Raw genomic sequence first — 14000 nt, forward strand, 5'->3', positions numbered from 1 at the left:
AAAGATGGAAATAAATAACAATCAATTATTACGATTTACTACTGCAGGAAGTGTAGATGACGGAAAAAGCACACTTATTGGAAGATTATTGTATGATTCTAAGTCAATTTTTGAAGACCAACTGGAGGCTATTGAGAATACTAGTAAGCAAAGAGGTCATGAGGGTGTGGATCTTGCCTTATTTACCGATGGTTTAAGGGATGAAAGAGAGCAAGGAATTACTATAGACGTAGCGTATAGATATTTTACAACACCCAAAAGAAAGTTTATCATTGCGGATACTCCAGGACATATTCAGTATACCCGTAATATGGTTACAGGTGCTTCCACAGCTAATGCAGCAATAATACTTATCGACGCAAGGCACGGGGTTATAGAACAAACAAAAAGACATGCATTTATTGCATCTCTTTTGAATATCCCCCATGTTATTGTGTGCATAAACAAAATGGATTTAGTAGACTTCTCTGAAGAAGTTTACAATGATATTATTAAGCAATTTGAGGCCTTTTCTTCAAAATTCATTGTAATGGATATTCGATTTATTCCTATAAGTGCCCTTTTAGGAGATAATGTAGTGAATAGATCAGAAAATATGGACTGGTACCAAGGAGGTGCTCTCTTACACACTCTTGAAACGATACATATTAGCAGTGATATCAATAAAGTGGATGCTCGATTTCCTGTACAAACAGTCTTGAGGCCCCAAAGAGAAGGGTTTATCGACTACCGTGGCTATGCAGGCAGAGTAGCCGGAGGCGTATTGAGAACTGGAGATAGTGTTACGGTAATGCCATCAGGGTTCACCTCTGTAATTGAATCCATACAAGGACCTAGTGGTAAGTTAGAGGAGGCATTCGCTCCTATGTCCGTAGCACTGACATTAACAGACGATATTGATATTGGAAGAGGTGATATGATTGTAAGGAGTACTAATGTTCCTGAAGCCTCTCAAGATATAGAAGTATGGCTGTGTTGGCTACACAACAATCCGGCCAAACCAAGAGCTAAATATACCATCAGGCATACGTCTAATGAACAAAAAGCTATGATCAAAGAAGTAGTGTATAAGATAAATATTAATACACTGGGTCGTAACACAGATGACAAAGACCTGAATATGAATGATATTTCCAAAGTTAAAATAAGGACGACAAAACCTTTAATGATTGATCCCTATCGAGAAAACCGGACCACTGGGAGTATTATACTCGTTGATGACACTACCCATGAGACAGTTGCAGCTGGGATGATTGTTTAATCGGTAATCCGATTAAAAAATAGGATAATATAGTTCATGAAAAATCGTTAATATTAACTTAACGGTGTGCTTATCGATATTTTTTAATATTAATCGAATAAAAAATAAAATCGTTAAGCTTTAAGCAGATAGTACTTTTCTTTGGTTTATGAAAAAATTGCGATTATATTTTATTGGAATTGTTGGTTTACTTATTTTTTCTGTCCTACTTGCCTCTAGCATAAGGAATATTTATGAATCGAAAGATGGAGGAATAGGGCGATTAGGATTTATGGCCAAGCCACTCAAATTTATGGCGGAAATACCGTCAATTATCAAACATGTTGTTTCACCTGCAGAGTTTTTTGTCTTAAACAATAATTCCAAGGACGGTCTTAATAGTTTTGATAGTAAAATAGACAAGACATACCCAAAACTCTTAGTTACTTATAAAGATGAGCCGTTTAATCAAAAAATTGATTTAATAGACTTAAATAACGGTCAAGTACTAAAACAATGGACGCCGAATAACAAAGAACTTTATGCAATGGCCTATAACGAGGATAATCCTAGAAGACCGGCAGAAGGTAGTGATCTTTATTTTATGCATCCATTATTGTTAGAAGATAACACTTTGATGTTTACTGCCCAATTAACGAGTTTATTGGCTAAAATTGATGGTAATAGTGAGATACTCTGGTTAAAAAATGATCGGACTTATCATCATACATTGGAGTTAGATCATGAAAACAATATCTATTCGTGTACAAGACCTTTTATTTCAGATGAGTACGATTTTTTTCCAGATGACTACGAAATGTATAAAAAGCATTTATTAGATGATCATATTACCAAAATAGACCCAGAATCGGGTAATGAAATATTTGATAAGTCGGTGATTTCTATTTTGATAGAAAACGGTTATCAAGACTTGTTAACGGCAAAAGGGCAAACAAACAGTGACCCTATTCATTTAAATGATATTCAACCGGCCTTAACCGATACAGAACATTGGAATAAAGGCGATCTATTAGTTTCTTGCAGAAATTTAAGTGCCATCTTTTTATATCGACCTTCGACGAATAAAATTATTTGGCTTAAATCTGGTCCCTGGTTTAATCAGCACGATGTAGATTTCTATGGCAATGATAAGGTATTAGTATTTGGCAATGACGTAATCCGAGAGGAAAGTATTATAGACCCTAGATTAACGACAAAAAACCTTTATTTTCCTAAGGCCAGACCCAATAACAATGCGTATGTCTACCACATTTCAAACGATAGCGTTTCCAGGCCTTTTTCTGAACTATTTAGGAAGGAAAACATTCAGACATATACTTCAGGTAGATGTGATGTTTTATCTAATGGAGATATTTTTATTGAAGAAACCAATCAGGGAAGAATAATTATAGGAGATTCCATAAATAAGAAAATGGAATATGTAAAAAGACTAAATGAAGAATATATTTCAAGTCTTTTTTGGAGTAGAATAATAAATTAAAAATAACTATTATGTTTTTGTATTTAGGTCCAGGCCTCGGTGGAGGTATTATCGCAATTATTTCAGGTATTTTTTTAACAATTTTCGCCTTTTTAGTAGCTGTTTTTTGGCTTCCATTAAAACGGTTTTTCGGTTTTATTAAGGGAAAATCAAACAAGAGCTAGTTTGCCATATTTAGTAGTAATTTTATTAACAGTTCTATCCTGTGTACTGTTTGACAAGTCGAAAATTAAAAACTCCTTAGATGAACTTCTAAAGGCTTACAAAGAGCAATTTCGGGTGATGTCAGACAAAAGTATGGCTGATGATCAGAAACAGAAGGAGCTGATGCAATTAATTCCTAAACAACTAAAAGGGTTAGGAAAACTAATTTTTGGAATAGTACTTTTTATTTCACCTTTTTTAAGTCTGTTTGTCTTAGAATATTTAAATCCAGAACTAAACCCCAATATTTTAGTCACGTGGTGGGGCTTATTGCTTCCCATTTTAACGGTGTTTGTATATATCATCTTAAAGAAAAAATATGGCAGGCTATAGTAAAACGGATAAGTTTCTACACCGCTTTTATCTTTCAAATTATAGCATTTCCAAAGCCACTTTGGAAATGGAGGAAATTGTCAATGGAGCAAGAATAAAAAATTTAAATATAGAGCAGCTTGTATTTGTAACCGGGCTAGCGAGATCTGGCACAACTGCGGTGATGCGAAAGATATTCAATACCAATGCTTACGCTTCTCTGCAGTACGCGAATATGCCGTTTCTTCTCTGCCCTAACCTATGGAATAGAGTTTCCAAGATTGAATCGCATGAGAGGGCTCACAAGGACGGTATTGTAATCGACGGAAATTCTCCGGAAGAATTTGATGAATACTTTTGGAAAGCATTCTTAAACGACTCCTATATTAAGGAAGAAGGTTTAGAATTACATGAACCAGACGAAGACATACTAAAAAAGTATGAGACCTACGTTTCTCTAATTTGTTTAGCAAAAAATAAGAAGCGTTATATCTCAAAGAATAACAATAGTATTCTTCGTATATCTTCCTTAGAAAGAATCCCAAACAGCAAAGTCATAATTCTTTATAGGCATCCAATTGACCATGCCTCTTCGTTAATGAAATTAGATAAGAATTTCTCGAAGGATCATTCCGATGACCCATTTAACTTGGAATATTTTAATTTTCTTGGTCACCATGAATTTGGAATGAATCATAAACCATTTTTATTAACAGATGAATTTGAATCTAACAGAATAAAATATGACAAAAGCAGTCTAAACTATTGGTTGAGTATATGGCTTAATTATTATGAGTATGTTTTAGCACATAAAAATGACGCACATCTCCTAGTCTCTTTTGAAGAGCTTATTGAAAAACCAAACCTAAATTATAAGCGAATTGCCTCATATTTAGAAGTTGATTTTAATATCAAGGATGCAAAACCCTATAAACCAACAAAATACCACAATACGGAGTTTGATGAGGTTTTATTGGAAAAATGTATCAAAGTATATAATACGCTTAACGCAAATGAGTAAAAACTTGGATAATTAGTATCCAATAGACTAAATAAAAAATCAAGGCCATAGCTACCTAATTAACTATAAATGAAACAAAAGCCATTTACATTACCTTCTAAAAAGACAATACTTGTTACCGGAGGAGCTGGTTTTATAGGATCAAATCTTTGTGAAGTCCTCTTAAAAAATGACAACAGCGTTCGATGCTTGGATAATTTTGCAACTGGTAAAGTTTCCAATATTGAACCTTTATTGGACGATTCCAATTTTGAATTAATTGAAGGAGATATCAGAGATCTAACCACCTGTATAAATGCTGCTAGTTCTACAGACTTTATATTACATCAGGCAGCTTTAGGTTCTGTTCCCAGATCCATAAAGGACCCTATAACAAGTAATGAAGTGAATATTTCTGGTTTTCTAAATATGTTAACCGCGGCAAAGGAGGCAGGGGTAAAACGATTTGTTTATGCCGCTAGTTCGTCCACCTATGGCGATTCTAAGGAAATGCCCAAAATTGAAGATCGAATAGGTAAACCCTTATCCCCATACGCAGTAACAAAGTACGTAAACGAGTTATACGCAGATGTCTTTAATAAGACCTACGGACTAAATACTATAGGCTTACGTTATTTTAATGTATTCGGTAGAAAGCAGGATCCAAATGGCGCTTATGCCGCTGTTATTCCAAAGTTTGTAATGCAGCTTATGAGACATGAATCGCCTACTATCAATGGAGATGGAAGCTTTTCTCGAGATTTCACCTATATTGATAATGTCATTGAAATGAATATTCGTGCAATGATGTCAGAAGATAAAAATGCCTTAAACACGGTGTATAATGTAGCCTTTGGCGAACGTACAAACCTAAATCAACTTGTTGACCTTTTAAAGCAATATCTGTCAAAATTTGATGAGAACATTTTAAATGTTGAGGTAAAACACGGGCCCAATAGACTGGGAGATGTACCTCATTCACTGGCATCTATCGAAAAGGCAAAGAGACTTTTAGGTTATGATCCAAGATTTGATATTAACCAAGGCTTAAAAAATGCCGTAGATTGGTATTGGAATAATTTATAAGACTAGATACTAGTTTATCGGAATAAACCCTGAGAAATGAAAAATAAAAAAATTGCAGTAATCGGATTGGGCTATGTTGGATTACCATTGGCTAGGTTGTTCGCAACAAAGTACGCCGTTGTGGGCTTTGATATTAATTCCAATAGAATAAATGAATTGTCTAATGGAATTGATTCTACAAAAGAGATAGATAGCAAAACCTTGAAGAAAGTACTAAAACAAGAAGCAAATTCTGATATTGGCTTGCTGTGTTCCAATTCTATGGACGACTTAAAAGAATGTAATTTCTTTATCATTACCGTTCCAACCCCAGTAGATAACACTAACAGACCAATTTTAACCCCCCTGTTTAAAGCAAGTGAAACAGTAGGTAAGGTACTTAAGAAAGGGGATATTGTGGTATACGAATCTACCGTTTACCCAGGAGTCACGGAAGAGGAATGTATCCCTGTTTTGGAAGATATCAGTGGTCTAACCTTCAATAGGGACTTCTTTGCCGGATATTCGCCGGAAAGAATTAATCCAGGCGATAAAGAGCATACGGTTGAAAAGATTTTAAAAGTTACCTCGGGCTCCACTCAAGAGATAGCATTACTGATAGATGAGGTATACGCTTCTGTAATTACCGCCGGAACACACTTGGCTCCCTCTATAAAAGTGGCGGAAGCTGCAAAAGTCATTGAAAACTCTCAAAGAGATATAAACATCGCTTTTGTGAATGAACTTGCCAAAATTTTTAACCTGATGGACATTGATACCAATGAGGTATTAAAGGCAGCAGGTACCAAATGGAATTTCCTTCCTTTTAAGCCCGGTTTAGTGGGCGGACATTGTATCGGGGTAGATCCGTATTATCTTGCTCAAAAAGCGCAGCAATTTGGTTATCATCCAGAAATTATTCTGGCCGGAAGAAGGCTGAATGACAGTATGGGAAAATATGTATCTTCTGAGGTTATAAAATTGATGGTGCAGAGAGATATTAAAATCAAAAATTCTAAAATTCTGTTCTTGGGAATCACCTTCAAAGAAAATTGCCCTGATGTGAGAAATACTAAAGCAGTAGATGTAATTCTAGACCTAAAGAGCTATGGAACGGAGGTAACTGTATACGATCCATGGGCCTTGGCAGAAGAAGTTAAATCGGAATTTGGCTTTGAATTGTCGCCAAACATAGAATCCACGAAGTACGATGCTATCGTTTTAGCGGTAAGTCATAGTGTTTTCCTAGAACTCGATTTAAGGTCTATGCTTGCAGAAAACGGTGTATTATATGATGTTAAAGGTATTCTTTCAGAAAAAGTAGATGGTCGACTTTAGTATTTTAAACAATAATTTGAAACCTAGTTATTTAGAATAACTAGGTTTTTTTTTGTCTTTATTTCTTCAATCTTAGGGAGGAAAATTAAGCCCGGGTGTCTTTTTTTCGTTTAAAAGTTAAAAAAAAGTGTAGTTCATCGAATATAGAGTTTTCAAAAATCCAAACCCCTCCAACCTTGCGTACCAAGTATTTAAATAAATAAATGTATTTCATCGAAAATACAATAGTTTTTAACGATGATTTGAGTTTTTTTAGATAGATTTATAGAACCCAAATCTAATAATACGAATACTTAACCTATCTTACACATGAAATTCAACGCCTTAACCCCAAAAAGCGTGCTATACTTTCTTTGTTGTTTTCTTACGTTCTATTCCTGTTCTAAGGACTCAGATTTATTTACTGATTATATTTCTGAAGATTCCAATTTAGTAATTGAAAACTTAATACGAAATGATGCTTACCAAGTGGCAATAGTAAATAATTCCGAGGAAGAAATCACAGAAATTATTGTAAGTGATGAGAATTCGGGCTCCAATGAAATAATTGGATCGAATGATAATGATGGAACAATAGTTAATGATAATTTTGAACTTATTGGGGAGGTAAGTATAGTGCTGGATGTTTTGGCCAACGATACATTTGTTAATAAAGAGACAGCCACTATTATTGAAACAACACAACCAACTAATGGAGAGGTAATTATAAATAGTGATAATACCTTAACCTTTATACCTACTGTAACAGGAAATAATGTAAATAATTTTTCCTATACTACAGAATTCATTAAATCTAATGGCTCTGTAGGGAAAGAAACTGGTTCAGTAAGCGTAGCCATCACGGAAAATCCAAATAAGATTTCGGAGGAACTGGGAGAATTAAAAGCATTTCCCGGAGCTGAAGGCTTTGGAAAAAATGCTACTGGAGGCCGAGGCGGGATTATTGTAGAGGTAACTAATTTAAATGACAGTGGCCCTGGCAGTTTACGCGAAGCATTAACGATGACCATGACGCGTACTATAGTTTTTAAGGTAGGCGGGACAATCGAATGTGATTCGTATTTATCGATACCCTCTAATTCAGGAAATTTAACTATTGCGGGTCAAACAGCACCAGGTACTGGTATTACAATAAAAGGAGCCGAATTGAGAATTTCCGCATCCAATGTCATAGTAAGGTACTTAAAAATTAGACCCGGAAACATTTCTAATAATGAAGCTACTGACGGCTTAAGAATAGTTGCCTTTAATGGATCTCAGGTTAAGGATATAATAGTAGACCATTGCAGTATCGCCTGGGCATCTGACGAAAACCTAAACATTGGTGGTGTAGGAAGTAATAGCTCGGTAAGAAATATTACTATACAAAATTCTATAATTGCGGAAAACATAGCAACTGGTTATGGTCTACTAATATGGCAAAATGCCAAAAATATATCAATTTACAGAAATTTATTAGCCCATAATAGTACCAGAAATATACGCTCTTCGACTTGTACCAGTGATTTTGAGATGGTTAATAATATTCTATACGGCTTTAGAACGGCAACCGTACCAACTTATGAGAACGCTTTTGATATTGTTGGAAATGTATATAAATCTAATCCTAACACCCCTGTCAGTGACAAGACAGTTAAGCTGGAGGCGTCCGTCAACAATTGTCCTGATGGAAAAGCTAGTTTAACTAAGGCATATATATCAGATAATCTTTTCGATGGAGGTAATATAACAATTGAATCACAGCTTAATTCGTACTTGGTTAATAATAAGATCTTCAATTCGGGTATTCAAGCATTAAACGCAGATGAAGTAGAAAATTCTTTGCTGAACAATGTTGGTGCTTCGATATTACGCGACGACATCGATAAAAGAATAGTAAATGATGTTAAGAATTTATCTGGCACCTTAAAATCTTCTACTGCTGCAGCAGGAGGATATGATTATACAGAAATTACTAATAGTTATCAGGATACAGACAAAGATGGTATTGATGATTCCTGGGAACAGAGTAATGATCTAAATCCTAACGACACTGATGATGGAAGTTTAGATATTAATGGGGATGGTTTTACAAACTTGGAAGAATTTTTACATTATCTAACCATCAATTAACTATAATACTTATATATTCTATAAAAAAGAGGCTTATTTAAGTCTCTTTTTTTTTAGCGAATATCTTATCGGAAGCAATGAGATAGCGCGGTGAAATAAGCCTATGGCCTTTTACGACTAATTTCTTAGACACTGAACGCGTTTTTTTATAACAAATGATATTAAAACTGATATTTGTCAAAAACTAATATTATTCATCTGAAATTATTTTTGAGAAGATTATTAATTATTTGTTTGGTACTATTTAATTTATAATTATAATCGAAATAGTTATGCTTAAAATATTAAAGAAATGAGCAAACCCAAAATCGCATTTGTGTTACCTGCATTAAATATGGGCGGTGCCCAACGCGTAGTATCAGTGCTCGCGAATGCCTTAGTACGCCATTATGATGTTTTTATAATCACCTTTACTAAAACTAAAAGATATTACAACTTAGACGAAAATATTACTTTAATCAACTGTGTAGATAAAATAGATCCAAGCAAAAGTGTATTTCAGGCAATAAAAAGTAATTACATTTTAATAAGGAGAATCCATTCCATTGTAAAAAAGCATAAGATCGATTTATTAATTAGCTTTTTAACCTCAGCCAATATTATTACCACCTTAGTCGCTAATTTTTGTCATCTACCAGTGATTATAAGTGAAAGAAATAATCCATACTCCCAAAAAATTTCAAAAATTTGGGATTTGATGCGATCTTTCACTTATCCTAGGGCCAACTTTGTAGTAGTACAGACGGAGACTATCAAGAGCTTTTATTCTGATAAAATAAAAGAAGACCGACTACGTATTCTTCCAAATCCAATTTCACCAGAATTGACTAATAAGAGAAATCCCAATACTAAAAAAGAGAATCTAATTTTGAATGCCGGGAGGTTAACAGATCAAAAGGCTCAGGATGTCTTAATAAAAGCTTTTGCTCGCATCGAAAAAGCTGATTGGAAGTTAATTATAGCAGGCGAAGGATCAAATAGAGAGAAATACGAAAAATTAATTGAGGAATTAGGCTTAGGAGAGAAAGTATTGCTCTTGGGACGTCAGAAAAACATTTATGCCCTTTACAATAAGTCTAGAATATTTGCATTTAGTTCTATATACGAAGGCTTTCCCAATGCCTTGATTGAAGCCATGCATTTTGGCCTGGCCTGCGTTTCAACAGATTGCCCCACAGGACCTTCTGAATTGATTGAAGACGGTAAAAATGGATATTTGGTTCCAATGAACGATGATGAAGCCTTCGCTGAAAAATTATCCGTCTTAATGAATGATTCCGAGGAATCTGAGGCTTTTGGTAAACTGGCAAAAAAAGCGGTGGAAAAGCTTGAAGTTAACACCGTTGCAGAGAAATGGAATCAATTAATTAGCAACTGTTTACAATAATCCTTTAAACAATCAAGGATTTCATTTTGAGTTTAGTAAATTGTCGCTGTCAATCATACAAGTAAACTAAAAAGCTAAATAACAGTATATACTGGTGTATCGTCGCATCAGCAGGTTTTTTGTTAATTTTGTCTTTTTTAATTCACCAATTTTTATTTTCTCGCTAATTTAGGCTGCAATTCTTTTGAGGTGCTATATTTTAGACTCTTAGGAATTACTAAGGAATTGAAATTTGTGATAAAAAGAATCTTGATATTACCAATTATAATCAGTCATAGGAAGTTCTAAAAGAGATATCACCTTCTTAATTGTTTTTGTTTTAGGCTTGTATCAAAATGCTAATTTCCAAAGGAAGTTTCTTTGTAAATATAATTTCTAATACGTTTAAAATTAAATACCCATATCACAGAAGTATGATAATGAATTTTTTAAAATATTCAATTTTATTTTTGATTCTCTGTAATATACCCAGTTATTCGTTGGCATATTTTGGCGGCACTCTAGGATCCTTAACTTCTTATGCTTCCTCCTTACTATTAATTGTCTTCTTTTTTTTTGTAAAAGATAGGAATAAACCTCTTTTGCCTTTTATTATCCTTGGCTTACTCTATTTTCTAATAGGGGCAATTAATTATACTCATTTAGACGAGGGTAATTATTTCGTAAAGGAGTTTATTCGATTTATGATTGTGGTAGTCTGTGGTGCAGAAGTAATAAAAAGAACAACCACAAAAGACATATATTTAATTCTTCTACTAGGAGGATTAAGTGTCCTTATAAATGCCATTATATTCCCTTCGGCGAATGCTAATTTCAGTGCCACTTATGGCAGATATAGTGGTTTTTACTTAAACCCAAATTTTGCAGGACAAATATGTTTGGTTGGTTATGCGATTTCATTTTCTATTTCCCGACAAGCATGGAAACTAATTGGACAATTCGTTTTTACCCTAGCCGGGATATTAACCTTCTCAAGAACATTCATTGTCGTATGGCTCGTTATTAGCTTATTTGCAATAATTCAGAGCAAGAAGAACATAAGAGTACCAGCTATAGGAGCCATTGTAATAATTTTAGTCTTAGCATTTGCTGAGAGTATGACTTTAAACAAGGATCGTTTCTCCGCATTCCAAAGTATTTTTGGATCAGAGCAGGTAAAAACGAAAATTATTAGCAAAGATACAAGAGATCAAACATGGAGCCTTTATTATGATATGGCATTAGATAAACCCTTTATTGGAAATGGTTATTTAAAGCTATCAAAAAAGTATCAGGGAAAACCTGGTGCGCACAACTCATTTTTAATGATTTTTGGCGAGGCAGGTGTAATACCTTTACTCGTGATGCTGGGTATTTATGGTTATTTATTACTCAAGAGTTTTACTTTCTTTAAAACCCAACCTGAGGTTTTTTATATTACCCTAGTAATTGTATTAGCCTTAATGACTAGTCATCAATACTTTACCGTTTTTTATTTCGTTTTTGTTTCAATGTTCGTCTATTTTAGACTGGAAGAGCTTTCTTCTGTTCAGAATACAAGCTTAAATTTACCCAATAATAAACCTCCTACCACCCTCCCTAATTAAATAACCTAAAAGATAAATGGCAATTACCATTCACAAAACTATTTACCACAAAACCCTAATGGGTAACTTCGTGAGATACTGTTATAACTGGTCTAAATATCACATGGTTCCAAAAAAACTTGTATTGCAAAAAAGGTTTCAAAAAAAACATGGACGCAGACTTAATCTAAATAATCCTATTAGCCTGAATGAGAAAATTGTTTGGCTTAAACTATATAATCACACTCCCTTACACACTCAATGCGCAGATAAATATGCCGTTAGAGCGTATATTAACGAGAGGATTGGAGACCAGTATTTAGTACCATTATATTACCACACACTAAAACCTGAGAACATTATACCCGAGAACCTGCCAACCACTCCCTTTATAATAAAAGCAAACCACGATAGCAGTGGAGGAATATTTGTCACGGATAAGAATAAAACAAATTGGGGAGAGGTGCAAATAGAACTAAAAAATCGTTTGAAAAAGAATTATTACTGGAGATCGAAGGAATCACAATATAAGGCCATCGAACCACGAATTATTGTTGAGAAATTATTACAAGATAAGAATGGAAATATTCCTTTTGATTACAAATTACACTGCTTTAATGGCAAAGTACGAATGATACAGGTAGATATGGGTAGAGGAACATCCCAGCATTATCGCAATTGGTATTCGACCGATTGGAAAAGAGAACCATACCAATGGGACATGCCTAATAAAGATGGTGGATTTACTGAGTCGACAAAAGAAGACATTGATAAACCGGTGACTTTAGAGAAAATGATTGAACTCTCCAAGATTTTGGCCAAACCTTTCTGTTATGTCCGCGTAGATTGGTACGATGTTGATGGAACATTGTATTTCGGAGAACTAACCTTTCATCATGGTGGTGGAAATGAACCTTTTACACCAAAAAAATGGGACGAAATACTTGGTAAAGAATTGGTTTTAAATAATCGTTAATAGAATTCGAATTAAAGCTAACTCGTTATTAATTAAAATAACATCATTAGTCTGTTCTTATTAAGGAAATTTTGGTGCCTTTTTCAATAAAAAAATGTGAATATAAAATAATGGTTAACACAACTAAAGTTAAATGTATCGCCGTTTCATCCTATAAAATAATTTAATAGGCTTAGTTGTCTTCCAAATATTTTTGAGTCACTTCTTTTGATAAATCCGCATGTGCTTCGCAACGCATCAGGTTTAATTGAGCTGCAATTGCCCTTATATTTAAACCTGTAAATCCAAGTCTTCTCAAAACTCCGCTAACATATCTATTTTTAATATATGCATATGCAGACCAACGATTTATATAATTATTGTATTTATTATCCACTAACTTTTTCCATTCTTTGTATAGACTCTTCTTATCGGAGATAATTTTATTATAAGCGGAAACTCTTTTTAAGACTATATCTTTCTCACGTCCATGTAACATACTTAATCCAAAAGTACTTTTTTGCTGTTGTACTGGAAACAATTTGGTAGTTAGGTTGTGGTCTTTAATTTCAATCTCCAAGACCATCCCAGTGTACCAATCGTCATTTTTGTTATCACTTGTAAATAAGAAATTTCCAAGGCTATAATATATAGGAACTTCTTTGTAGACTTCAAATCCGCTGATGCAATGGGTATGATGGCCAACTACCAAATCTGCACCACATTCGGCATAAAATCGATATTGTTTTTGCATTCTAGGGCTTGGTAGGTTATAATATTCATGCCCTCCATGAATAATAACAAATAAATAGTCGGCTTTTAACTTAGACTCCTTTATTTGTCTTACATTATCTATAATATCCATTGGATTTGCCCCTGCCCTTTTCTCGGTAGCACTAGCCCATTCGTTTTCTGCAAAGTTGACTATCCCAATTTTGCCAACACTTGTATCAAAATAAAAGGTTTTCGACGCATTTTCTAAATTAGTCCCGGCTCCTACGGTATTAATATCATAATCTTTACAGAACTGAAGTGTATCCTTAATTCCCTGATGATCATAATCCAAAACATGATTATTGGCAAGGGTTACTAAATCTACCTTCAGTTCTTTTAATATCTTCCTTGTTAATTCTATATCTGATTTTAAATGGGGACCCGTTTTAATAATTTTAGAAGTTGTAGTAGTAACCGGAGCTTCTAAGTTTACAATATTCAGGTCAGAATTTTTAAAAAAATCAATGACATCAGAATCCAGGGTATAGCTTTTATTTATAACTAAATCCCCGGTTATTTTTATATTCATGATGGTACTATAATTTTG

The 14000-nt window shown here is 34.0% G+C and carries 11 protein-coding genes; 10 read left to right on the top strand and 1 reads right to left on the bottom strand.

Annotated features, from left to right (window positions below; translation table 11 throughout):
- Nucleotides 1–4 precede the first annotated feature (4 nt).
- From PXG98_RS10155 to PXG98_RS10200, 10 genes are all read left to right on the top strand, one after another.
- Nucleotides 5–1261 carry a sulfate adenylyltransferase subunit 1 gene (locus tag PXG98_RS10155; protein ID WP_276390822.1) on the top strand — a complete coding sequence of 419 codons (1257 nt, stop codon included), beginning with the start codon at nucleotides 5–7 and terminating at the stop codon, nucleotides 1259–1261.
- A 148-nt stretch (nucleotides 1262–1409) separates the two neighbouring features.
- Entirely contained in the window at nucleotides 1410–2741 is a 1332-nt protein-coding gene (locus PXG98_RS10160; RefSeq protein WP_276390824.1) for an arylsulfotransferase family protein, read from the top strand.
- Between the two features lie 165 nt (nucleotides 2742–2906).
- On the top strand, nucleotides 2907–3278 hold the full coding sequence (locus PXG98_RS10165; protein WP_276390825.1) for a hypothetical protein: 372 nt from the start codon (nucleotides 2907–2909) through the stop codon (nucleotides 3276–3278).
- Nucleotides 3265–4278, top strand: a complete 1014-nt coding sequence (locus PXG98_RS10170) for a sulfotransferase (RefSeq protein ID WP_276390826.1) — start codon at nucleotides 3265–3267, stop codon at nucleotides 4276–4278. The genes PXG98_RS10165 and PXG98_RS10170 overlap by 14 nt, the downstream gene beginning before the upstream one ends.
- 69 nt (nucleotides 4279–4347) lie before the next feature.
- On the top strand, nucleotides 4348–5343 hold the full coding sequence (locus PXG98_RS10175) for an SDR family oxidoreductase (protein ID WP_276390828.1): 996 nt from the start codon (nucleotides 4348–4350) through the stop codon (nucleotides 5341–5343).
- 36 nt (nucleotides 5344–5379) lie between these two features.
- Nucleotides 5380–6660, top strand: a complete 1281-nt coding sequence (locus PXG98_RS10180; protein ID WP_276390830.1) for a nucleotide sugar dehydrogenase — start codon at nucleotides 5380–5382, stop codon at nucleotides 6658–6660.
- Between the two features lie 309 nt (nucleotides 6661–6969).
- Complete coding sequence (locus PXG98_RS10185) at nucleotides 6970–8772, top strand: Ig-like domain-containing protein (RefSeq protein WP_276390832.1); 1803 nt, start codon at nucleotides 6970–6972, stop codon at nucleotides 8770–8772.
- 292 nt (nucleotides 8773–9064) lie between these two features.
- Complete coding sequence (locus tag PXG98_RS10190) at nucleotides 9065–10159, top strand: glycosyltransferase family 4 protein (protein WP_276390834.1); 1095 nt, start codon at nucleotides 9065–9067, stop codon at nucleotides 10157–10159.
- Between the two features lie 419 nt (nucleotides 10160–10578).
- Nucleotides 10579–11745 (top strand): O-antigen ligase family protein, encoded by a 1167-nt coding sequence (locus PXG98_RS10195; protein ID WP_276390835.1) that lies wholly within the window; start codon nucleotides 10579–10581, stop codon nucleotides 11743–11745.
- A 16-nt stretch (nucleotides 11746–11761) separates the two neighbouring features.
- Nucleotides 11762–12700 carry an ATP-grasp fold amidoligase family protein gene (locus tag PXG98_RS10200; protein WP_276390836.1) on the top strand — a complete coding sequence of 313 codons (939 nt, stop codon included), beginning with the start codon at nucleotides 11762–11764 and terminating at the stop codon, nucleotides 12698–12700.
- A 172-nt stretch (nucleotides 12701–12872) separates the two neighbouring features.
- Here the strand turns inward: PXG98_RS10200 and PXG98_RS10205 are convergent, their stop codons facing one another.
- A complete protein-coding gene (locus PXG98_RS10205; protein ID WP_276390837.1) occupies nucleotides 12873–13982 on the bottom strand; it encodes a CapA family protein in 1110 nt (369 codons plus the stop codon).
- Nucleotides 13983–14000: the final 18 nt, after the last annotated feature.

Origin of the sequence: Eudoraea chungangensis (genome assembly GCF_029360665.1) — a bacterium.
In the GTDB taxonomy this organism is placed as follows: Bacteria; Bacteroidota; Bacteroidia; order Flavobacteriales; family Flavobacteriaceae; genus Eudoraea; species Eudoraea chungangensis.